This window comes from Paracoccus sp. pheM1, assembly GCF_018499825.1.
Classification (GTDB): domain Bacteria; phylum Pseudomonadota; class Alphaproteobacteria; order Rhodobacterales; family Rhodobacteraceae; genus Paracoccus; species Paracoccus versutus.
Genome location: NZ_JAGXCX010000001.1, coordinates 1,078,558 through 1,098,034 on the forward strand (window position 1 = coordinate 1,078,558; position 19,477 = coordinate 1,098,034).

At 69.2% G+C, this 19,477-nt stretch carries 25 protein-coding genes and 2 pseudogenes; 22 read left to right on the forward strand and 5 right to left on the reverse strand.

The window, feature by feature from the left end:
• Nucleotides 1-13 precede the first annotated feature (13 nt).
• The 9 genes and pseudogenes from KF941_RS05300 to KF941_RS05340 all read left to right on the forward strand — a co-directional run bounded on the left by KF941_RS05300 (nt 14) and on the right by KF941_RS05340 (nt 5,871).
• A complete protein-coding gene (locus KF941_RS05300; protein WP_240540230.1) occupies nt 14-1,186 on the forward strand; it encodes a DJ-1/PfpI family protein in 1,173 nt (390 codons plus the stop codon).
• A gap of 15 nt (nt 1,187-1,201) precedes the next feature.
• Entirely contained in the window at nt 1,202-1,645 is a 444-nt protein-coding gene (locus KF941_RS05305) for an SRPBCC family protein (RefSeq protein WP_214272746.1), read from the forward strand.
• A gap of 45 nt (nt 1,646-1,690) precedes the next feature.
• Entirely contained in the window at nt 1,691-2,338 is a 648-nt protein-coding gene (locus tag KF941_RS05310; protein WP_214272747.1) for a glutathione S-transferase family protein, read from the forward strand.
• Nucleotides 2,339-2,400: 62 nt separating this feature from the next.
• Nucleotides 2,401-2,931 (forward strand): dihydrofolate reductase family protein, encoded by a 531-nt coding sequence (locus KF941_RS05315; protein ID WP_214272748.1) that lies wholly within the window; start codon nt 2,401-2,403, stop codon nt 2,929-2,931.
• A gap of 365 nt (nt 2,932-3,296) precedes the next feature.
• Nucleotides 3,297-3,677 (forward strand): cbb3-type cytochrome c oxidase subunit I, encoded by a 381-nt coding sequence (locus KF941_RS27830; RefSeq protein WP_346428962.1) that lies wholly within the window; start codon nt 3,297-3,299, stop codon nt 3,675-3,677.
• Nucleotides 3,678-3,863: 186 nt separating this feature from the next.
• Nucleotides 3,864-4,504, forward strand: a pseudogene (locus KF941_RS05325) (cbb3-type cytochrome c oxidase subunit II).
• Nucleotides 4,505-4,864: 360 nt separating this feature from the next.
• The gene (locus tag KF941_RS27835) at nt 4,865-5,341 is read left to right on the forward strand and encodes a c-type cytochrome (protein ID WP_240540231.1); all 477 of its coding nucleotides are present in this window, start codon (nt 4,865-4,867) and stop codon (nt 5,339-5,341) included.
• Between the two features lie 54 nt (nt 5,342-5,395).
• Nucleotides 5,396-5,629 carry a hypothetical protein gene (locus KF941_RS05335; protein ID WP_214272750.1) on the forward strand — a complete coding sequence of 78 codons (234 nt, stop codon included), beginning with the start codon at nt 5,396-5,398 and terminating at the stop codon, nt 5,627-5,629.
• Nucleotides 5,630-5,655: 26 nt separating this feature from the next.
• Nucleotides 5,656-5,871, forward strand: coding sequence for a hypothetical protein (locus KF941_RS05340; protein WP_214272751.1), 216 nt, complete (start codon nt 5,656-5,658; stop codon nt 5,869-5,871).
• Nucleotides 5,872-6,182: 311 nt separating this feature from the next.
• Here KF941_RS05340 and KF941_RS05345 read toward each other — a convergent pair whose 3' ends face one another.
• On the reverse strand, nt 6,183-6,377 hold the full coding sequence (locus KF941_RS05345) for a hypothetical protein (RefSeq protein ID WP_214273705.1): 195 nt from the start codon (nt 6,375-6,377) through the stop codon (nt 6,183-6,185).
• A 29-nt stretch (nt 6,378-6,406) separates the two neighbouring features.
• Here KF941_RS05345 and ccoS point away from each other — a divergent pair, with 29 nt between their 5' ends.
• From ccoS to KF941_RS05360, 3 genes and pseudogenes are all read left to right on the forward strand, one after another.
• Nucleotides 6,407-6,682 carry a cbb3-type cytochrome oxidase assembly protein CcoS gene (gene ccoS / locus KF941_RS28520; RefSeq protein WP_036760647.1) on the forward strand — a complete coding sequence of 92 codons (276 nt, stop codon included), beginning with the start codon at nt 6,407-6,409 and terminating at the stop codon, nt 6,680-6,682.
• On the forward strand, nt 6,682-6,867 hold the full coding sequence (locus KF941_RS05355) for a DUF6522 family protein (RefSeq protein WP_036760646.1): 186 nt from the start codon (nt 6,682-6,684) through the stop codon (nt 6,865-6,867). Before ccoS ends, KF941_RS05355 begins: the two co-directional genes overlap by 1 nt.
• Before the next feature lie 205 nt (nt 6,868-7,072).
• A pseudogene (locus tag KF941_RS05360) lies at nt 7,073-7,657 on the forward strand (AMP-binding protein); the annotation flags it as partial.
• A gap of 344 nt (nt 7,658-8,001) precedes the next feature.
• Here KF941_RS05360 and groL read toward each other — a convergent pair.
• Together groL and groES are read right to left on the reverse strand one after the other, a co-directional pair.
• Entirely contained in the window at nt 8,002-9,639 is a 1,638-nt protein-coding gene (groL, locus tag KF941_RS05365; RefSeq protein WP_036761420.1) for a chaperonin GroEL, read from the reverse strand.
• A 38-nt stretch (nt 9,640-9,677) separates the two neighbouring features.
• The gene (groES, locus tag KF941_RS05370; RefSeq protein ID WP_036758429.1) at nt 9,678-9,965 is read right to left on the reverse strand and encodes a co-chaperone GroES; all 288 of its coding nucleotides are present in this window, start codon (nt 9,963-9,965) and stop codon (nt 9,678-9,680) included.
• Between the two features lie 197 nt (nt 9,966-10,162).
• Between groES and KF941_RS05375 the strand changes: the two genes are divergently transcribed.
• The 10 genes from KF941_RS05375 (at nt 10,163) to KF941_RS05420 (ending at nt 18,404) form a co-directional block, all read left to right on the forward strand.
• Nucleotides 10,163-11,464 (forward strand): glycosyltransferase family 4 protein, encoded by a 1,302-nt coding sequence (locus tag KF941_RS05375; RefSeq protein WP_214272752.1) that lies wholly within the window; start codon nt 10,163-10,165, stop codon nt 11,462-11,464.
• Nucleotides 11,465-11,525: 61 nt separating this feature from the next.
• Nucleotides 11,526-12,572 (forward strand): TraB/GumN family protein, encoded by a 1,047-nt coding sequence (locus KF941_RS05380; protein ID WP_116222759.1) that lies wholly within the window; start codon nt 11,526-11,528, stop codon nt 12,570-12,572.
• The gene (locus KF941_RS05385) at nt 12,562-12,897 is read left to right on the forward strand and encodes a DUF4440 domain-containing protein (protein ID WP_036758438.1); all 336 of its coding nucleotides are present in this window, start codon (nt 12,562-12,564) and stop codon (nt 12,895-12,897) included. Before KF941_RS05380 ends, KF941_RS05385 begins: the two co-directional genes overlap by 11 nt.
• Nucleotides 12,897-13,538 carry a DUF1345 domain-containing protein gene (locus tag KF941_RS05390; protein ID WP_036758441.1) on the forward strand — a complete coding sequence of 214 codons (642 nt, stop codon included), beginning with the start codon at nt 12,897-12,899 and terminating at the stop codon, nt 13,536-13,538. The genes KF941_RS05385 and KF941_RS05390 overlap by 1 nt, the downstream gene beginning before the upstream one ends.
• Before the next feature lie 66 nt (nt 13,539-13,604).
• The gene (locus KF941_RS05395) at nt 13,605-14,525 is read left to right on the forward strand and encodes a manganese-dependent inorganic pyrophosphatase (RefSeq protein ID WP_036758444.1); all 921 of its coding nucleotides are present in this window, start codon (nt 13,605-13,607) and stop codon (nt 14,523-14,525) included.
• Nucleotides 14,526-14,540: 15 nt separating this feature from the next.
• Nucleotides 14,541-15,410 (forward strand): TIGR01459 family HAD-type hydrolase, encoded by an 870-nt coding sequence (locus KF941_RS05400; protein ID WP_036758447.1) that lies wholly within the window; start codon nt 14,541-14,543, stop codon nt 15,408-15,410.
• Between the two features lie 108 nt (nt 15,411-15,518).
• Entirely contained in the window at nt 15,519-15,962 is a 444-nt protein-coding gene (locus KF941_RS05405; protein ID WP_072463637.1) for a MaoC family dehydratase, read from the forward strand.
• Nucleotides 15,963-15,994: 32 nt separating this feature from the next.
• Nucleotides 15,995-16,924, forward strand: coding sequence for a bifunctional riboflavin kinase/FAD synthetase (locus KF941_RS05410; protein ID WP_036758451.1), 930 nt, complete (start codon nt 15,995-15,997; stop codon nt 16,922-16,924).
• Complete coding sequence (locus KF941_RS05415) at nt 16,924-17,364, forward strand: YcgN family cysteine cluster protein (protein WP_036758454.1); 441 nt, start codon at nt 16,924-16,926, stop codon at nt 17,362-17,364. The genes KF941_RS05410 and KF941_RS05415 overlap by 1 nt, the downstream gene beginning before the upstream one ends.
• Nucleotides 17,361-18,404, forward strand: coding sequence for a low specificity L-threonine aldolase (locus tag KF941_RS05420; protein WP_214272753.1), 1,044 nt, complete (start codon nt 17,361-17,363; stop codon nt 18,402-18,404). The genes KF941_RS05415 and KF941_RS05420 overlap by 4 nt, the downstream gene beginning before the upstream one ends.
• A 111-nt stretch (nt 18,405-18,515) precedes the next feature.
• Here the strand turns inward: KF941_RS05420 and KF941_RS05425 are convergent, their stop codons facing one another.
• A complete protein-coding gene (locus KF941_RS05425) occupies nt 18,516-18,983 on the reverse strand; it encodes a CinA family protein (protein ID WP_214272754.1) in 468 nt (155 codons plus the stop codon).
• A complete protein-coding gene (locus KF941_RS05430) occupies nt 18,980-19,477 on the reverse strand; it encodes a phosphatidylglycerophosphatase A (RefSeq protein ID WP_072463621.1) in 498 nt (165 codons plus the stop codon). The genes KF941_RS05425 and KF941_RS05430 overlap by 4 nt, the downstream gene beginning before the upstream one ends.

Below are 19,477 nucleotides of genomic sequence, written 5' to 3' on the forward strand. Positions count from 1 at the left end.
AGGAGCAACCGGCATGAGCGATCTGCAGCCTGACCGCCCGGCACGGCCCAGCAAGCCGATGAAACGTCGCCTCGTCCTGGGGGCCATCCTGGGACTGGCCGTTCTCTCGACGGCGGGCTTCGGCCTCTGGATCGCCTCGTTGCCGCCCGCATCCGTGGCCCTGGCCCCGCCGGTGCCGCAAGCGGAAAGGGGCGCCCTGCTCGCGGCGCTGAAGCCGAAGCGCCCCCGTCCCCTGATCGCCATCGTCGGGATCAACGATGCGACCGAGACCACCGATTACCTGCTGCCCCATGGCATCCTGAAGCGCGCCGATGTGGCCGAGGTGGTGTCGCTTGCCACCGGACCCGGCCCGGTGCGGCTGTTTCCCGCGCTGACCGTCCAGCCCGACGCGACCATCGCGGCATTCGACGCCGCCCATCCGCGCGGCGCGGACTACGTGATCGTCCCCGCCATGAGCCGCGACGACGACCCCGTGGTGACGGGCTGGCTGCGGGATCAGGCGAGGAAGGGCGCGGTGATCGTCGGCATCTGCGCCGGCGCCAAGGCCCTGGCCGCCGCCGGATTGCTGAAGGGCAAGCGCGCGACGACGCATTGGTACTATCTGGACCGGCTGCGGAAGATCGACCCGACCATCGCCCATGCCCCCGACCGGCGGATGGTCGCGGATGGCGGCGTGGTGACGACGACCGGCATCACTGCCTCGATGCCGATGATGCTGACCCTGATCGAGGCCATCGCCGGCCGGCCTAGGGCGGAAGCGGTCGCCCGCGATCTCGGCATCGCCCGATGGGACGCACGCCATGCCAGCGGCGCCTTCGCGCTGAGCCGGCCTTTCGCGGTGACAGTTCTGGCCAACCGGCTGGCTTTCTGGAACCATGAGGAGTTGGGCATCGCCCTTGCACCGGGCATGGACGAGGTCTCGCTGGCGTTGGCAGCCGATGCCTGGTCGCGGACCTATCGGTCGACGGTGACGGCATATGCCCCGAGCGGCACGGTCGAGACTCGGAACGGCATCCGCCTCATCCCCGACCGGCAGGGCACGGACGGACCGGAGGCGCGGCGCGTCCCCATCTTTCCCGAGAGCCCGCCCGCCGAGGCCCTCGACCGGACCCTTGCCGCGATCGCCGCGCGTTACGGTGCAGGCACCGCCGACGCGGTGGCCATGCAACTGGAATATCCAAGGTAGACACCGGAGGACACCATGCCCAGCACCATCCGACTGCACCGCGTCATCGCGGCCAGGCCCGAAAAGCTCTACCGCGCCTTCCTCGAGCCCGACGCGGTGGCAAGCTGGCTGCCGCCCTACGGCTTTCTCTGCACCGTCCACGAACTGGAGGCGAAGGTCGGCGGTCGCTACCGGATGTCGTTTCGCAACTTCACCACCGGCCAGAGCCATTCCTTTGGCGGCACCTATCTGGAACTGATCCCCGGCCAGCGCCTCGTCTATACCGACGGGTTCGACGACCCCAACCTGCAGGGCGAGATGAAGGTCACGGTGGACCTGAAACAGGTCTCCGTCGGCACCGAGATCACCATCGAGCAGCAGGGCGTGCCGGACGTGATCCCCGCCGAGGCCTGCTATCTCGGCTGGCAGGATTCGCTGCGCAAGCTGGCGAAGCTGGTCGAGCCCGAAATCAACCAATAGGCGCGGGCCGCCCGGCCCGGCGATCCCATCACGCGGAGCCTTCCGATGACGCCCACCATCACCGCCTTTGCGCAATCCCCGGATCGCGGCCAAGGGCTGGCGCGGGACATGCGCGTCCGCTGGGCGCTGGAGGAGGTCGGCCAGCCCTACCACACCCGGCTGGTGTCCTTCGACGAGATGAAGCGGCCCGCGCATCTGGCGCTTCACCCCTTCGGGCAGATCCCGACCTATGAGGAGGGCGATCTGGCCCTGTTCGAGTCGGGCGCGATCGTGCTGCACATCGCCGGCCGCCATGCGGGCCTGCTGCCCGAGGACGCGAATGCGCGGGCGCGGGCGATCATGTGGATCTTCGCCGCGCTCAACACCATGGAGCCGCCCATCGTCGAGCACGAACAGGCGCGTTACCACGAACACGACAAGCCCTGGCACCGGGCCCGCCTTCCCCTGCTGGAAAAACGCATCCATGGCCGGCTGGAACAACTGTCCAACCGGCTCGGCGATGCCGACTGGCTTGACGGCGCCTTCAGCGCCGGCGACCTGCTGATGGTGACGGTGCTGCGCAGGCTGGAGGGCAGCGGCATGCTGGACGCATTTCCGAACCTCTGCGCCTATGTCGCGCGCGGCAAGGCGCGTCCCGCCTATCAGCGCGCCTTCGACGCGCAGCGGGCGGTGTTCACGGCATCGAATGGCTGAGCAGGGACCGCTTGCGGCAGGATCACGGCGGGCTGAACCAACGGCCAGGGAGGATATGCAGCATGGCGAAATTCGTCTTCGGAATGAACCTGTCGCTGGACGGCTATGTCGATCACGACGCCTTCGCGCCCGATCCGGTGCTGTTTCACCATTGGACCGGGCAGGTGCGCGGCCTGGCCGGCAGCCTCTACGGCCGCCGCATCTACGAGGTGATGCGCTATTGGGACGAGGACCATCCCGAATGGAGCGCCGAGGACCGCGCCTTCGCGGATGCCTGGCGGCGCCAGCCGAAATGGGTGGTCTCGCGCTCGCTGACCTCGGTCGGTCCCAATGCGGCGCTGGTTTCGGATGACATCGAGGCGCGGATCCGCCGCCTCAAGGCGGAACCCGTCGGAGAGATCGACGTCGCCGGGCCGGAGCTGGCGCAAAGCCTGGGCGAGTGGGGGCTGATCGACGAATATCGGCTCTATTTCCACCCGGTCGTGCTGGGCCGCGGCAAGCCGTTCTTCGCCGGCCCCCGGCCACCGCTGCGCCTTGTCGCCAGCGACCGCATCGGCGGAGAGGTGATCCGGCTGACATGCGCGCCCGCCTAGCGCGGCGGGGGGTTGCCCCGGCCGGACACGCGTGCGTCGCCGGTCCGGGCCGGCGGAGCTATCTTGCCGCGAAGGCGGCACCTTGCGCCAGCCTGACGGCGGCGGGGCTACTCTATTGGCCCGAGGCGACGCCGCCCTGGCCCGCCACCCGCTTCGGGCCGCAGCGGCCGGCCCATGCCACCGGCATTCTCTTCGGCTTTGGCGGCAATGCGCTGATCGCGGCCTTGTTCCATGTCGTCCAGCGCAACGCGCGCGCGGCTGCCGGGGCCCCTGGGTGCTGCTGCTGGGCTACAACCTGTTCTGCTGCCGGGCGGTCACGGGCTGTCTGACGGGCGCAACCCACGCTGAACGGCGCCGGGCACAAGGTGCGCGACGACGCCACGCTGCGTTTCATGTCCGTCACGGCGGCGTTCTACGGGCTCTTGGCCTTCGAGGGCTCGTTCCTGGCCATCCGGCCGGTCAACGCGCTGTCGCGTTGCACCGACTGGACTGTGGGGCACGTCCATTCCGGCACGCTTGGCTGGCTGGCGATGATCGTCTTCGGCTCGCTCTATACGCTGGTGCCCCATCTGGCCGGACAGGACGGGATGCGCTGGCCGCGGGCGGTCGAGCGGCATTTCCGGCTGGGGGTGCCGGCGACGCTGGTCCATGTCGTCGCCATGTGGAACGCGGGCGTCCCCCAGGGGCTGATGTGGCGCACCATGACGCAGGTGGCGCGCGGTCCCACGGCTTCCTGCAATCGGTGATGGCGATGGCGCCCTATGACCTGCTGCGCACCTTCGGCGGCGCGCTGTTCCTGCTTGGGGTGCTGATCTGCGTGGCCAATACCCTCGCCACCTTCCGCCAGCGCCGCGCGCGGGAGCAAGTCCACGCGACCATGGCGGCGGAGGAGCGCGATGCTGAGGCTGCATTGCAGCCTGGAAAAGCTGTCCATGGGGCTGGTGGCGGGGATCATCGTCGCGGCCTCGACCGGCGGCATCGTCGAGATCGCGCCGCTTTTCACCATCCAGCGCACGGTCGAGATCCCCGCGGATCTGCGCCGCCGACGCCGCTGGAACTGGGGCGCGAGATCCACATGCGCGAGGGCTGCCATTGCCTGCCACAGCCAGATGATCCGCACCCCGGCCGATGAGATCGACCGCCACGGCCCCTATTCGGTCGCGGGCGAAAGCGCCTGGGATTGCCCGATGCCGTGGGGCTCCAAGCGCACGGGACCGGACATTGCCCGGCTGGGGGGCAAGTATTCCGACGACTGGCGCGTCGCGCGCGCGAGGTGGTGCCGGCCTCGATCATGCCGGCCTGTCCCTGGCTGATGCGGCCGCTGGAGATCGCCGTGCTGGCGCGGCTCGGCGTGCCCTATGACGACGGGATGGTCGCCCATGCCGCCCGCGACGCCGCCGGACAGGCCATGCCCGACGGCGACGCGGCGGGTTTCGCGGAACGCCACGGCGAGCGGCCGCCCATCCGCGCCTTCGACGGCGATCCGGGGCGGCTGACGGAGATGGATGCGCTGGCCGCCTATCTGCAATCCCTGGGCCGGCTGACCGGGGTCGCCAGCGGGGAGGGCGGGTGATGGCGCTGCATGATTTCCTGGTCCTGATGGCCAAGACCTTCGGGCTTTTTGGATGATGGGTTTCTTCGGCGTGGCTTTGTGGCTGGCCTGGCGCCCCTCGGCGCGGCAGGGGGCCGGGGATGAGCGGCAAGCAAGAGATCGACCCCGTCACCGGCCACGAAACCACCGGCCATGACTGGAACGGCATCAAGGAGCTGAACACGCCCTTTCCGCGCATCGTGATCTGGGCGCCGGCGCTGAGTTTCGCCTATTCGATCGTCGCCTGGGTGCTGCTGCCCGCCCGGCCCCTGGGCCGCGACTATACCCGCGGCCTACTGGGCATCGACCAAGGCCACCGAGACCGAGGCCGGCCATGCCCGCATGACCGCCCTGTGCGCGGGCTGGAAGGACCGCTTCGCCACGGGCGATTTCAAGGCGCTGGCGGCGGATGCCGGTCTGATGACCGTGGCCCGCCCGGCGGCAGCGCGGCTCTTTGCCGACAATTGCGCCGCCTGCCACGGCGCCGAGGGGCAGGGCAGGGACCGCCATGGCGGCACGGGTTTCCCGGCGCTGGACGACGGCGACTGGCTGCGGTCCACGGAGCCCGCCGATATTGCCCAGCTGATCTGCGTCGGCGTCAACAACAACCACCCCGAGACGAATAGCGTCCAGATCATGGGTTTCGGCCGCGACGGGATGCTGTCGCGCGCAGAGATCGAGCAGCTGGTGCCCTATGTCATCGCCTTCGACGGCACCGCCGATCCCGACATCCCCGCCGCGACGCTGTTCGCCGACAACTGCGCCTCGTGCCATGGCGAGCGGGGCGAGGGCGGCATGAGCATCGGTGCGCCCTCATAGGCCGACGAGCAATGGATCTATGGCGGCACGCCCGCCGCCATCTGCGCCACGCTGATGAACGGCCGCGCCGGGGTCTTGCCGACATGGGAAGGCCGGCTGACCGAGGCCGAGCGCAACCTGCTGGCGCTTTACGTCGCCGGCCTGCCGGGGTCGCAAAGGCGGCTGGCGATCTGTGCCGCGGCCGTGGCGCTGCTGGTCTTTGCCGCCGCCAATGTCCATCTGGTCGCCGTGGCCTTTCGCTCGCAGCCCGAATGCGCCGCGATCTCGCCCGACCGGCACAACTGTTAGGGGCGTTAATGCTGGAACCCCTTCCCATGCGACGCACGTCCCCGCGGCCCCAGGACGTCCTAGTCCGCAACCTGTCCGCGCGGGTGGCGCTGGACTGCCTTGCGGCGGGCTGGCGCGATTTCCGCCGCAACCCCCTGGCCAACCTTGGGGTAGCGCTGTTCCTGCTTTCGGTCGCGGCGGTCTGGGCCCTGTGGCACTTCGGCTTGATATACCTGGTGCTGCCCGCGCTGGCGGGCGCATGATCCTGGGGCCTGTCCTGGCCATCGGGCTTTCGCGCGCTGGCACGGGGCGAAGGCGCGTATCTGGCCGACATGCGCCATTCCCGCGCCGCTGCGGGCGCGCAGCTTGCCTGTGCGGGATTGCTTCGGTGCCTGCTGCTGTTCTGGCTGCGCACGGCGGACCTGCTTTACGCGCTGTTCTTCTGGCTGCGATCCTATCCGGGGGCGGGCGAGGCGCTGGCCGACACCTTCACCACCCTGCGCGGCTGGATGCTGCTGCTGACCGGCAGACTGGTCGGTGGGCTGTTCGCAGGCTTTGCTTTCGCCATCAGCCTTTATGCCCTGCCGATGCTGATGTCCGAGCGGCGCGATGCGCTGACCGCGCCGGGGTTCAGCTTTGCGATGCTGGCGCGCAATCCCGGCCCCTCGCTGGCCTGGGGCGCGATCGTCACGCAGGGCATCGCGCACAGCGTCGCGACCGGGCTTCTGGAGCTGATCCTGATCTTGTCCTGGGCCACGGCACCTGGCACCTGTTCCGTGCCATCCTGGGGGATCGGGCATGAGCCTGGCCCTGCTGATCCCGCTTTCGCTGGCCATGGGCCTTTCGGGGCTTGCGGCTTTCCTGTGGGCGCTGCGCAACCGCGAGTTCAAGGGTCTGGATGGGGCGGCATGGCGCGTCCTGATGACCGGCGACGAGGGGGAAGGCGGGCACGGCGCCCCTGCGGCCGAAGCTGAGCAAGCCGAGCGGATCGAGATTGCCGACGGCCGCTTCGTCGTCGGCGCGGACCTGCTTGCCACGGCTTTCGGCAGCCGGCCGAGGCCACCCAAGCCCTGATGCGCGACGGCGGCACCACCAGCTGCACCGAGCGCGGCGAAGGCAGCGACATCGGCCTGCACCGCCTGACCTTCCATCACGACGGCCACATCTTCAGGATCGTCATCGATGCCGAGGACCGCATCGCGAAGCGCCTGCGCTTCGTCATGCCCGCCCGCAAGCCCGCGGCCGGGAACGGGAGATAAAGTGCCTCTGGCAGAGAATTTTGCGTGTCGGCCATCGCGTTTCCCGTCGCGACCTGCCGGAGAGGTTGATGATTTTTAGGTAAATTGATTCATGCAAATAATATTTTGAGATAAATATCTTCAGTCATTTCGAGGATTTTTCACCCTCGTCTATCGGCGATCCCGACTGTCAGCCGTGCCTGGTCCTCCTCGATTGGAAAGACAAGGCGCGCGCATCGCCGGCACCGTCGGCCTGCCGCTGCCCGGCACCGAGATCGTCGTCACCGACCCGGAAACCGGCGTGGAACTGCCGCGGGGCGAGTTCGGCATGATCGAGGTGCGCGGCCCGAATGTGTTCAAGGGCTATTGGCGCATGCCGGAAAAGACCGCCGCCGAGCTGCGCGACAACGGCTTCTTCATCACCGGCGACCTGGGGAAATTCGACGAGCGCGGCTATCTGCACATCCTCGGCCGCGGCAAGGATTTGATCATCACCGGCGGGCTCAACGTCTATCCCAAGGAGGTCGAGGCCGAGATCGACGCGCTGCCCGGCGTGGTCGAATCCGCCGTGATCGGCCTGCCACATGGCGATTTCGGCGAGGGGGTTACGGCGGTCGTGGTTGGGAGCGGCAGTCCGGCGCTGGCCGAGGCGGGGGTGCTGGCGGCGCTGGCAGGGCGGCTGGCCAGGTTCAAGCAGCCCAAGCGCGTGCTCTTCGTCGAGGAACTGCCGCGCAACACCATGGGCAAGGTGCAAAAGAACCTGCTGCGCCAGCGCTTCGCCGGGCTCTACGACCAGCCGGAAGGGTGCTGAAGGCCCGACAGGGCGCGGCCTGCGGTCGCCAGGCCGTCTCCGTCTTCCCGGGCATGAAAATCTTCGGGTAAAGGACCGGGGGAGGGCTGTGGCCTCTGCCAGGAAAAGCGCATGGCCTTGCATGGGCCCTGGCCCGGCCCGTCCTTTCCCGACGGGTTCCCGGCCCCACCCCGGCCCCAGCCCGGCCCACCCCGGCCCGGTGCGGCCCCAGCCCGGCCCAGTGCGGCCCCGGTGCGGCCCAGAGCGGCCCCGGTGCGCGGCAAGGCCCTTGTTCTGGCGCGGTCCGCCCGCGAAAAAGGCCGCCCCCTGCGGGGCGGCCCGGTCCTAGCCGAAGGCGGGTCGGCTTACATCATGCCGCCCATGCCGCCCATGTCGGGCATGCCGCCGGCGGGGGCCTTGGGCTCGGGCTTCTCGGCGATCATCGCCTCGGTGGTGATCAGCAGGCCGGCGACCGAGGCCGCATCCTCCAGCGCGGTGCGAACCACCTTGGCCGGGTCGATCACGCCGAACTTGAACATGTCGCCATATTCCTCGGTCTGCGCGTTGAAGCCGAAGGCCTTGTCCGAGGATTCGCGCACCTTGCCGGCAACCACCGCGCCGTCGACGCCGGCGTTCTCGGCGATCTGGCGCATCGGCGCCTCCAGCGCACGGCGGATGATGGCGATGCCGGCTTCCTGGTCCGAGTTCGCACCGGCCAGCCCTTCCAGCGCCTTGGCCCCCTGCACCAGCGCCACGCCGCCGCCGACCACGATGCCTTCCTGCACCGCGGCGCGGGTCGCGTTCAGCGCGTCGTCCACGCGGTCCTTGCGCTCCTTGACCTCGATCTCGGTCATGCCGCCGACGCGGATCACCGCCACGCCGCCGGCCAGCTTGGCCACGCGCTCCTGCAGCTTCTCGCGGTCGTAGTCCGAGGTGGTCTCCTCGATCTGCTGGCGGATCTGGGCGACGCGCGCCTCGATCTCGGCCTTCTCGCCGGCGCCGTCGACGATGGTGGTGTTGTCCTTGTTGATCGAGATCTTCTTGGCCCGGCCCAGCATGTCGATGGTGACGTTCTCCAGCTTCATGCCCAGGTCTTCCGAGATGACCTGGCCGCCGGTCAGGATGGCGATGTCCTGCAGCATGGCCTTGCGGCGGTCGCCGAAGCCCGGCGCCTTCACCGCGGCGATCTTGAGCCCGCCGCGCAGCTTGTTCACGACCAGCGTCGCCAGGGCCTCGCCCTCGACGTCCTCGGCCACGATCAGGAGCGGCTTTTGCGACTGGATCACGGCCTCGAGCAGCGGCACCATCGGCTGCAGCGACGACAGCTTCTTCTCGTGCAGCAGGATGTAGGCATCCTCCAGCTCGGCGATCATCTTGTCGGCGTTGGTGACGAAATAGGGCGAGAGATAGCCGCGGTCGAACTGCATCCCCTCGACGACCTCGACCTCGGTCTCCATGCCCTTGTTCTCTTCGACGGTGATCACGCCCTCGTTGCCGACGCGCTGCATCGCCTCGGCGATCTGCTGGCCGATGAAGGCCTCGCCATTGGCCGAGATGGTGCCGACCTGCGCCACTTCCGAGCTGTCGTTGACCGGGCGGGCGGCGGATTTGATGGCTTCCACGACCTTGGCGGTGGCCATGTCGATGCCGCGCTTGAGATCCATCGGGTTCATGCCGGCGGCCACGGCCTTGAGGCCCTCGCGCACGATGGCCTGGGCCAGAACGGTGGCGGTGGTGGTGCCGTCGCCGGCCTCGTCATTGGTGCGCGAGGCCACTTCGCGCACCATCTGCGCGCCCATGTTCTCGAACTTGTCGGAAAGCTCGATCTCCTTGGCGACCGAAACGCCGTCCTTGGTGATGCGCGGCGCGCCGAAGGACTTGTCGATCACCACGTTGCGCCCCTTCGGGCCCAGCGTCACCTTGACCGCATCCGCAAGGATGTTCACGCCCTTCAGCATCCGGTCACGCGCGTCGCTGTTGAACTTAACTTCTTTCGCAGCCATCTGTTCTGCTCCTTGAATGGGTTATCGGAAGGGGACGATCAGGCGATGATGCCCAGGATGTCGCTTTCCTTCATGATCAGCAGTTCTTCGCCATCGACCGAGACCTCGGTGCCCGACCATTTGCCGAACAGCACCCGGTCGCCGGCCTTGACCGCGGGCGCGATCAGCTCGCCCGAATCCTTGCGCGCGCCTTCGCCCACGGCGATGATCTCGCCCTCGGCGGGTTTTTCCTTGGCGCTGTCGGGGATGATCAGCCCGCCCTTGGTTTTCTCGTCCGACTGGACGCGACGGACCAGAACGCGGTCGTGCAGCGGTTTGAAAGCCATTGTAGAACACTCCGGTGTTTCAGGTTGCAGTGTTGCAGCTGTTGGCACTCGGATCGGGTGAGTGCCAATGGCGAACCATCTAGGCGCCTGCCCGCGGCCTGTCAACGGTCTGCAATCGCGAAATCCGCCATGAAATCCGCTTGACGGGCTTTCCGCGGCGCGGCTAGGCCGAAGGGAAAGCAGCGGGGGCGGAGCTTATGGTGGAACGGCGTCTGAAGGCCCTTGTCATCGCCGAGGCGGCGAACCCGGAATGGGTCTCGGTGCCGCTGGTCGGCTGGTCGCTGGCCCATGCGCTGCGCGGGGTGGCCGATGTGCATATCGTCACCCAGGTCCGCAACCGCGAGGCGATCCTGCGCGCCGGCCTGGTCGAGGGGCGCGATTTCACCGCCATCGACAGCGAGAAGCTGGCCGCGCCGATGTGGCGGCTGGCCGAGCGGCTGAGCATGGGCAAGGGCGTGGGCTGGACGATGAAGACCGCGGTCTCGACCCTGGGCTACGGCTATTTTGAGCGGCTGGTCTGGCGCGCCTTCGGCCCGGCGATCCGCGCAGGGCACTACGATGTCGTGCATCGGGTGACGCCGCTGACGCCGACGGCGAACAGCCGCATCGCGCCGCTTTGCGCCCGCGCGGGCGTGCCCTTCGTCCTGGGGCCGCTGAACGGCGGCGTGCCCTGGCCCAGGGGATTCGACAGCGAGCGGCGGCGGGAAAGGGAATGGCTGTCCTATGTCCGCGGCGCCTACAAGGCGCTGCCGGGCCGCGGCGCGATGCTGCGCCATGCCTCGGCCATCCTCTGCGGCTCGCTGCACACGCTGGGCGAGATCCCGGCGCGCTACCGGGCCAAGACCGTCTGGCTGCCGGAAAACGCCATCGAGCCCTCGCGCTTCAGCCTGACCGCGCCGCAGCCCGGCACATTGCCGCTGCGCGGCTGCTTCATCGGCCGGCTGGTGCCCTACAAGGGCGCCGACATGGCGATCGAGGCGGCGCTGCCCTTGCTGCGCGACGGCCGGATGGTGCTGGACATCGTCGGCGACGGCCCGCAGGCCGAGGCGCTGCGCGACCTGGTCGCCCGCGAAGCGGTGGGGCAGGCGGTGCGTTTCCACGGCTGGCTGCCGCATGCCGAGGTGCAGGGCGTCGCGGCGCAGGCGCAGCTTCTGGTGTTCCCCTCGGTGCGCGAGTTCGGCGGCGGCGTGGTGCTGGAGGCGATGGCGCTTGGCGTGGTGCCGGTGATCGCCGATTACGCGGGACCGGGCGAGCTGGTCGACGACGCGACGGGTTTCCGCATTCCGATGGGCCGCCGCGCCGATCTGGTGGCGGGGCTGCGCGCCCGGCTGGATGCCATCGCCGCCGATCCGGCGGTGCTGCCCGCGATGGCGGCGGCGGGACAGGCCCGCGTCATGCGCGATTTCACCTGGACCGCCAAGGCCGCGCAGGTCGAGCGCATCTGGCGCGCGGTCGCGGCCGGGGCGCCCCCGCCGCAGGAGCTGCCGCTGCCGCGCTAGGCTGGCGCCCTGCGCGCGCCCGTGCCATGCTGCCGCCATCCTCGATGCCGGAACCGATCCCATGCGCCTCAAGCCGATCCTGACCGCCCTTTTCGCCGCCGCGACTCTGGCCTTGCCGGCGGCGGCGCAGGATTGCGTGGGGCAGAACCTGTTCGAGCGCATGCCGCCCGCGCGGCTGGCCGAGCTGCACGCGGCAGCCGAGGGCGTGCCCTATCGCCAGGGCCTGTTCTGGCGGGCCGAAAAGGGCGAGCGGCGGGTGACGCTGCTGGGCACCTATCACTTCGCCGATCCGCGCCACGGCCTCGCCATGGACCGCTTCGGCCCCGAGCTCGACGAAGCCGCCCTGCTGATGGTCGAGGCCGGCCCCGAGGAAGAGGCGCGGCTGACCCAGGCCATGGCCGCGGACCCGTCCCTGCTGGTCGATCCCGAGGGGCCGACCCTGCCCGAGCGCTTCACCGATGCCGAGTGGAAATCGCTGGCGGCCGCGCTGGAGGCGCGGGGCCTGCCGGCGGTGATCGCCAGCCGGCTGCGGCCCTGGTATGTGGCGGTCATGCTGGGGGTCTCGCCCTGCATGATGCGGCTGATCGAGGAAAGGGGCGATCCCGGCGGGCTCGATCACCTGCTGGTGGAACGCGCCCAGGCCGCCGGGGTGCCGGTCCGCGCGCTGGAGCCCTGGGACACCGTCCTGACCCTGTTCGCGGACATGACCCCCAGGGAAGAAGAGGACATGATCCGTGCCGCCATGCCCGCCGCCGAATATGCCGACGATTACGCGGTGACGCTGGCCGATACCTATTTCGCCGGCGACAGCTGGCTGATCTGGGAATTCGGCCGTTTCGACGCCTATGACCATTCCGGCCTGAGCCGGGCCGCGGTCGACGAGCAGATGCGGCTGGCGCAGGAAAAGCTGATGGACCGGCGGAACGAAAGCTGGATCGAACCGATTGAGCAGGCGGCGGCCGAGGCGGCCGGGCAGGGCAAGGGCGTGGTGATCGGCTTTGGCGCGCTGCACCTGCCGGGAGAGCATGGCGTGCTGCGGCTGCTGGAGGAAAGGGGCTGGAGCATCAGCCCGATCATGCTGGAGGAGGGGACGGGCGATGGCGGATGAGCTTTGGCGCGAGGAACGCGAATTCTGGCTGGCCGGGGTGGCCGAGGCGGCGCGCAAGCTTGACGGCTCCTGCCTGATGGCCTTTCAGCCCAGGGGCATCATGAACCGCGCCGCGGTGATCGCCGCGCTGCAATCCGCCCCGCGCTGGCAGGAAGTGACCATGGCCGACCGCGCCAGCATCGAAACCGACGAGGTCTGCGTGCTGGCCTATCGCGCCACCGCGCGCCGCGCCGGGGCCGAGACCTATCGCGCGCTCTGCACCACGACCTGGATCCGCCGCGCCGGCGACTGGCGCATCCTGCAGCACCAGCAGACCCCGGTCTGATGCTGCAAGACCTGCGCAGGCACCTGCGCTTCCTGCTGAGCTTTGCGCTTGGACTTGCCGCGGGGCTGGCGCTTTACCGCATGCAGCTGGTGGACCGGCTGCTGGTTTTTTCCGTGCTGTTCTGCACCGGCTACCTGCTGCTGACCGGGCTTCTGATGCGGGGCATCAGTGCGCAGGATCTGCGCGGCCAGGCCGACCGCGACGACGAGGGGATGATCCTGATCGTGCCGCTGGCCGTCGGCGCGGTGGCGATCAGCCTGGCCGCCATCCTGCTGACGATCCGCGACCCCCATGCCGGGATCGCGCTGCGCCCGGTGCTGGCGCTGGCCTCGGTGCCGCTGGGCTGGGCGATGATCCATACCGTCATGGCCTTCCACTATGCCAGCCTGTGGTATGCGCCCGGCCCGGACGGGACCGAGGCGCGAGGCCTGGGCTTTCCGGGCCTGGCCCCGGACGCGGATGCGGGGATCTGGGATTTCCTCTATTACAGCTTCACGCTGGGCATGGCGGCGCAGACCGCGGACGTGACGGCGCTGAGCACGCGGATGCGGCGGGTGACGCTGTTCCATTCGGCCTTCTCGTTCTTCTACAACACCGTGCTGCTGGCGCTGGCGGTGAATGCGGCCGTCTCGCCGGGTTGATAGACATTGCCGGGCCGCGCCCCTATAACCCCGGCGAATTTTCCGCCCAAGCTTCAGGGGATCCCCATGATCAAGGTTTTCGGCCACAAGGCCCCCGACACCGATTCGACCGGCTCGCCCATCATCTGGGCCTGGTATCTGTCCGAGGTGCGCAAGACCCCCGCGCAGGCCGTGCTTCAGGGCGAGCCGAACACCGAGGCCGCCTGGATGCTGGCGAAATGGGGCCTCGACCAGCCCCAGATCATCGCCGACGTGGCGCCGGGCGAGCAATGCGTGGTGGTGGACACCAACAACCCCGCCGAACTGCCCGATTCGCTGGCCGAGGCCGATGTGATCGAGATCATCGACCACCACCTGCTGGCCGGCGGCATCCGCACGCGCCTGCCGATCAACATCACCATCCGCCCGTTGGCCTGCACCGCGACGATCATGCACGACCTGATCGGCGACGAGGATCTGGCCCGCGCGCCGCGCGCCATCAAGGGCGCGATGCTGACCTGCATCCTGTCGGACACGCTGGAGTTCCGCAGCCCGACCACCACGCCCCACGACCGTTTCGTGGCCGAGAAGCTGGCAAAGGATCTGGGCGTCTCGATCCCCGAATACGCGGCCGAGATGTTCGCGGCCAAGTCGGACGTGTCGGCCTTTACCGAGGAAGCCCTGCTGCGCATGGACAGCAAGGAATACGAGCTGGGCGGCAAGCAGCTGCGCGTCTCGGTGCTGGAGACGACCGCGCCGCAGGTGCTGCTGGACCGCAAGGCGGCGCTGATGGCCGCCATGCCCGCCGTTGCGGCCGCCGATGGCGCCGACGAGGTGCTGCTGTTCATCGTCGACATCCTGAACGAGGAAGCCACCCTGCTGGTGCCGAACGATTTCGTCCGGCAGGTGGCCGAGAAAAGCTTCAACGCCACGGTTTCGGGCGACAGCGTGGTGCTGCCCGGCGTCATGTCGCGCAAGAAGCAGATCATCCCGGCTCTGGCCGTCTGACCGAAGGGCAGTTCCATGACGCAGATCATCCGCTCGCTCGACGAGATCGCACCGAATTACGACGTCCTGTTCTGCGATCTCTGGGGCTGCCTGCACAATGGCGTCGCGGCCTTCCCGGCCGCGGTCGCCGCCTTGCAGGGCTTTCGCGCCGGCGGCGGGCGGGTGGTGCTGCTGACCAATGCGCCGCGCCCGCGCCGCTATGTGGCGGCGCAGCTGGACGCCATGGGCGTGCCGCGCGATGCCTGGGACGCCATCGTCAGCTCGGGCGATGCGGCGCAGGACGCGATGTTCGCCGGCGCCGTCGGCCGCCGGGTCTGGGCCATCGCCCAGCCCAAGGACGAGGGATTCTTCACCGACATCCCCGAGGAATGGCGCGATGCCCCGGCCATTTCCCGCGTCGCGCTGGACGAGGCCGAGGGCATCGTCTGCTGCGGGCTTTTCGACGACCTGGTCGAGGTGCCCGAGGATTACCGCGCCCGGCTGATGCTGGCGCGCGAACGCGGGCTCAAGCTGCTTTGCGCCAACCCGGACGTGGTGGTGGACCTGGGCGAGAAGCGGCTTTACTGCGCCGGCGCCCTGGCCGAGCTTTACGAGGATCTGGGCGGCACCTCGCTGTATTTCGGCAAGCCGCATCCGCCGATCTATGACCTTGCCCGCCGCCGGCTGGGGCTGGGCGAGGATGCCCGCATCCTGGCCATCGGCGACGGCATCGCCACCGACATCGCCGGCGCGACGGGCGAGGGGCTGGATGCGCTGTTCATCACCGGCGGCCTTGCCTTCGACCAGTTCGGCGCGGATGTGGAAAACCCCGACCCGGCCCGGCTTGGGGAATGGCTGGCGCTGCGGTCGCAGAACCCGGCCTATGCCATCGGCCGGCTGCGCTGAACGGTTCGGTAACAATCCGTCCTTTCGGATGGTGCCCGTGTTATTTTGTTGCGCGCCCATGCTTTTGCTGCTATGCAGCATGAAGCCACTCATCGGGAGCATTGAATGATGCTGGACAACCTTCCGCGCGGCACGATCGTCATCGAGGATCTCGAGGTCGGGATGATGCGCTACCTGCAGAAGGTAGTGACCGACGAGGATATCGAGATGTTCGCCCAGGTCTCGACCGACCGCAATCCGGTGCATCTGGACGAGGCCTATGCGCAGGACACCATCTTCGAGGGGCGCATCGCCCATGGCATGCTGACCGCCGGGCTGATCTCGGCCGTGATCGGCGAGCAGCTGCCCGGCCACGGCACGGTCTACCTGGGCCAGACGCTGAAATTCATGGCCCCCGTCCGGCCCGGCGACATGGTGCGCGCCGAGGTCGCGGTCGAGGCGATCGACCACGCAAAGCGCCGCGTGACCCTTGCAACCCGCTGCCTCGTCGGCGATACGGTCGTCCTGAAAGGCGAGGCGGTCGTTCTGGCGCCAAGCCGCAAATTCGACTGACAGGGCCGGCCGCCGGCCCACCGGGGGCCCGATTGCGCATCCATCACGACTGGAAAGCTCTGCCGCTCGATGCCCGCGGGGCCACCGTCGCCATGGGCAATTTCGACGGCGTCCACCTGGGCCATCGCTCGGTGATCGACGCGGCGCGCGCCGCCTGCGACGCGGCCTTGGGCGTCATCACCTTCGAGCCGCATCCGCGCGAGTTCTTCGCCCCAGACGCGCCGCCTTTCAGGCTGATGAACGTGGAATCGCGGGCGAACCGGCTGGCGCGGCTGGGGGTGGACCATCTTTACCAACTGCCCTTCGACGCAGTGCTGGCCGGGCTTGCGCCCGAGGCCTTCGCGCGCGAGGTGCTGGTCGAGGGGCTGGGCGTGCGCCATGTCACCGTCGGCTCCGACTTCTGCTTCGGCCGCAAGCGGTCGGGCGATGCGCAGACCCTGGCCCGGCTGGGCCGCGAGATGGGCTTCGGCGTCACCGTGGCGCCGCTGATCGGCGACGGCGCGGTGCAATACAGCTCGACCGCGATCCGCCAGGCGCTGACCGAGGGCCGCACCCGCGACGCCGAGCGCATGCTGGGCCATTGGCACCGCATCGACGGCGAGGTGCTGCATGGCGACAAGCGCGGCCGCGACCTGGGCTATCCGACCGCGAACATGGCGGTCGAGGGGCTGCACCTGCCGGCGCTCGGCATCTATGCCGTGCTGGTCGACGTGCTGACCGGGCCGGACCGCGGCAGCTACAAGGGCGTGGCCAGCCTTGGCGTGCGGCCGATGTTCGGCGAGAACCGGCCCAACCTGGAAGTGCATGTCTTCGATTTCGCCGCCGACCTCTATGGCCAGCACCTGTCGGTCGCCCTGGTCGAATACCTGCGCCCCGAGGCCAAGTTCGACACGCTCGATGCGCTGGTCGCGCAGATGGACCGCGACAGTGCCCAGGCCCGCGAGATCCTGGCGACCCGCTGATGCGCGAACGGTTCTGGGAACTGCCGCTGGCGCGCCTCGACAAGGAGGAATGGGAGGCGCTTTGCGACGGCTGCGGCAAGTGCTGCCTCAACAAGATCGAATATGAGGATACGGGCGAGCTGGCCTTTACCCGCGTCGCCTGCCGGCTGCTGGACGGCGAGACCTGCCAATGTTCCAGCTATGCCAACCGCCATGATTTCGTTCCCGATTGCGTCGTCCTGACGCCCAAAAAGCTCAAGGAGATCGCCTGGTGGCTGCCCTCGACCTGCGCCTACAGGTTGCGCGCCGAGGGCAAGCCGCTTTACGACTGGCACTATCTGATCTCGGGCGATCGCGAATCGGTGCATCGCGCCGGCGCCTCGGTGCGCGGCTGGACCGTCAGCGAGCTTTCCGTGACCGAGGACGACTGGGACGAGCATATCATCGAGGATCTTTCATGAATTTCGCCTCGGACAATGCGGGCGGCGTGCATCCCCGCATCATGGCCGCGCTTGCCGCCGCGAACGAGGGCCATGTGCCCTCCTACGGCCAGGACAGCATCACCCGCGCCGCCCAGGACCGCCTGCGCGAACTGTTCGACGCGCCCGAGGCGGCGGTGCATTTCGTGGCCTCGGGCACCGCGGCCAATGCGCTGTCCCTGTCGCTGCTGGCGCCGGGCTGGGGCAAGGTCTTCTGCCATGCCGACGCCCATGTGCAGACCAGCGAGACCGGCGCGCCCGAGTTCATGACCGGCGGCGCCAAGCTTGTCCCGGTGCCCGGCGCCGGCGGCAAGATCACCCCCGAGGCGCTGGCCGAGGCGCTGGTGGTCCATGGCCGCGATTCGGTCCATGCCGGGCGGAACGCTGCGCTGACCCTGACCAACGCGACCGAATGGGGCACGGTCTATACTCCGGACGAGGTCGATGCCCTTGCCGCCGTCGCCCGCGATGCCGGGCTGGGGCTGCATATGGACGGGGCGCGCTTTGCCAATGCGCTGGCCGGGCTGGATGTGGCGCCGGCCGACCTGACCTGGCGGGCGGGCGTGGACATCCTGTCGCTGGGCGGCACCAAGGACGGCTGCATGGGGGTCGAGGCGGTGCTGATCTTCGACCCCGCGAAATCCGAGGAGTTCGAGTTCCGCCGCAAGCGGGCCGGGGCGCTGGTCTCGAAGCATCGCTATCTGGCGGCGCAGGTGCTGGCCTGGCTCGAGGGCGACCTGTGGCTGCAACTGGCGCGCCACGCCAATGCCATGGCGCATGAACTGGCGCTGGGTCTGGCGCGGCTGCCCGGCGTGCGCATCGACCAGCGCGTCGAATCGAATGCGGTCTTTGCCACCATCCCGGCCGATCTGCATCGCCGCGCCTGCGCCGGCGGCCTTTGCTATCACCTCTGGCCGCACAGCCAGAAGGCCGAGGATGACGAGCCGGTCGGCGTCCGGCTGGTCTGCGGCTGGGACACGCGGCTCGAGGACGTGACCGGCGCCTTGCAGGCCCTGGCCTGACGCCGCCCGGCAGGCGGCGGCGTCGCCTTGGCCTTGGGCAGCCCGGCGGGCGCGACCTGATCTTGCTGTGTGGGTATACCGTCCGGCATTCGCCCCCGCATTGCCGCGCCCCTAGGCCAGGGCGGCCTTCAGCAAAGCCAGCGCGTGGTCCACGGTGGCGGCGCGCACCGCGGCGCGGCCGCGGGGGCCGAAATCCACCGTCTCGGTGCTGACGCCGCCGGCATCGGCGATGCCGAAGCAGACCCGGCCCTCGGGCTTGTGCTCGGACCCGCCGGGGCCAGCGATGCCGGTGACGGCGACAGCGACGCCGGCCTGCGAACGGGCCAGCGCGCCCGAGGCCATCTCGGCGGCGATTTCCTCGCTGACCGCGCCGTGGGCCTCCAGCGTCTCGGGGCGGATGCCCAGCATCTCGACCTTGGCGGCGTTGGAATAGGTGACAAAGCCCCGGTCCACCGCGTCCGACGAGCCCGGCACGTCGGTCAGCCGCCCGGCGATCAGCCCGCCGGTGCAGCTTTCGGCGGTGGCGATCATCACCCCGCGCCTGCGCGCCAGGTCCAGGACTTCGGCGGGGTCGGTCACAGCATCGGCTCCAGCACGGCATGGTAAAGCCCGGCCAGGATGACCGAGACCACGCCGGCGAACAGCCCCGCCCACAGGTCGTCCGCCATCACGCCCAGCGTGCCGCCGCGCCGGTCCGCGCGCCCGACCAGCCAGGGTTTCCAGATGTCGAACAGCCGAAACAGCAGGAAGGGCGCGACGAAGCCCGGCCAGGCCGCCAGGATAGAGACGCCCTTCTGCGCCAGCGGGATCACGGTGAAGCACATGGCCAGCCATTGCCCCGCCACCTCGTCGATGACGACCCAGGACGGGTCGCCGTCGGCGCTTTGCGCCAGCACGCGCGGCACCGCCCAGAAGCCCAGCACGGTCGCCAGCACGAAACCCGCCGGCACCAGCATCGGATGCAGCCATTCATAGGCCGCGACCCCCAGCACCACGGCGGCGGCCGAGCCCCAGGTGCCGGGCGCCGGCCGCAGGTGGCCGATGCCGAAGAATGTCGCGATCAACTTGTCCAT

Excerpts from the sequence above, each read along its gene's own strand:
- KF941_RS05300 (WP_240540230.1), top strand. The coding sequence starts at position 14 with ATGAGCGATCTGCAGCCTGACCGCCCGGCACGGCCCAGCAAGCCGATG.
- KF941_RS05305 (WP_214272746.1), top strand. The coding sequence starts at position 1,202 with ATGCCCAGCACCATCCGACTGCACCGCGTCATCGCGGCCAGGCCCGAA.
- KF941_RS05310 (WP_214272747.1), top strand. The coding sequence starts at position 1,691 with ATGACGCCCACCATCACCGCCTTTGCGCAATCCCCGGATCGCGGCCAA.
- KF941_RS05315 (WP_214272748.1), top strand. The coding sequence starts at position 2,401 with ATGGCGAAATTCGTCTTCGGAATGAACCTGTCGCTGGACGGCTATGTC.
- KF941_RS27835 (WP_240540231.1), top strand. The coding sequence starts at position 4,865 with ATGACCGCCCTGTGCGCGGGCTGGAAGGACCGCTTCGCCACGGGCGAT.
- KF941_RS05335 (WP_214272750.1), top strand. The coding sequence starts at position 5,396 with ATGAACGGCCGCGCCGGGGTCTTGCCGACATGGGAAGGCCGGCTGACC.
- KF941_RS05340 (WP_214272751.1), top strand. The coding sequence starts at position 5,656 with ATGCGACGCACGTCCCCGCGGCCCCAGGACGTCCTAGTCCGCAACCTG.
- ccoS (WP_036760647.1), top strand. The coding sequence starts at position 6,407 with ATGAGCCTGGCCCTGCTGATCCCGCTTTCGCTGGCCATGGGCCTTTCG.
- KF941_RS05355 (WP_036760646.1), top strand. The coding sequence starts at position 6,682 with ATGCGCGACGGCGGCACCACCAGCTGCACCGAGCGCGGCGAAGGCAGC.
- groL (WP_036761420.1), bottom strand. The coding sequence starts at position 9,639 with ATGGCTGCGAAAGAAGTTAAGTTCAACAGCGACGCGCGTGACCGGATG.
- groES (WP_036758429.1), bottom strand. The coding sequence starts at position 9,965 with ATGGCTTTCAAACCGCTGCACGACCGCGTTCTGGTCCGTCGCGTCCAG.
- KF941_RS05375 (WP_214272752.1), top strand. The coding sequence starts at position 10,163 with ATGGTGGAACGGCGTCTGAAGGCCCTTGTCATCGCCGAGGCGGCGAAC.
- KF941_RS05380 (WP_116222759.1), top strand. The coding sequence starts at position 11,526 with ATGCGCCTCAAGCCGATCCTGACCGCCCTTTTCGCCGCCGCGACTCTG.
- KF941_RS05385 (WP_036758438.1), top strand. The coding sequence starts at position 12,562 with ATGGCGGATGAGCTTTGGCGCGAGGAACGCGAATTCTGGCTGGCCGGG.
- KF941_RS05390 (WP_036758441.1), top strand. The coding sequence starts at position 12,897 with ATGCTGCAAGACCTGCGCAGGCACCTGCGCTTCCTGCTGAGCTTTGCG.
- KF941_RS05395 (WP_036758444.1), top strand. The coding sequence starts at position 13,605 with ATGATCAAGGTTTTCGGCCACAAGGCCCCCGACACCGATTCGACCGGC.
- KF941_RS05400 (WP_036758447.1), top strand. The coding sequence starts at position 14,541 with ATGACGCAGATCATCCGCTCGCTCGACGAGATCGCACCGAATTACGAC.
- KF941_RS05405 (WP_072463637.1), top strand. The coding sequence starts at position 15,519 with ATGCTGGACAACCTTCCGCGCGGCACGATCGTCATCGAGGATCTCGAG.
- KF941_RS05415 (WP_036758454.1), top strand. The coding sequence starts at position 16,924 with ATGCGCGAACGGTTCTGGGAACTGCCGCTGGCGCGCCTCGACAAGGAG.
- KF941_RS05420 (WP_214272753.1), top strand. The coding sequence starts at position 17,361 with ATGAATTTCGCCTCGGACAATGCGGGCGGCGTGCATCCCCGCATCATG.
- KF941_RS05430 (WP_072463621.1), bottom strand. The coding sequence starts at position 19,477 with ATGGACAAGTTGATCGCGACATTCTTCGGCATCGGCCACCTGCGGCCG.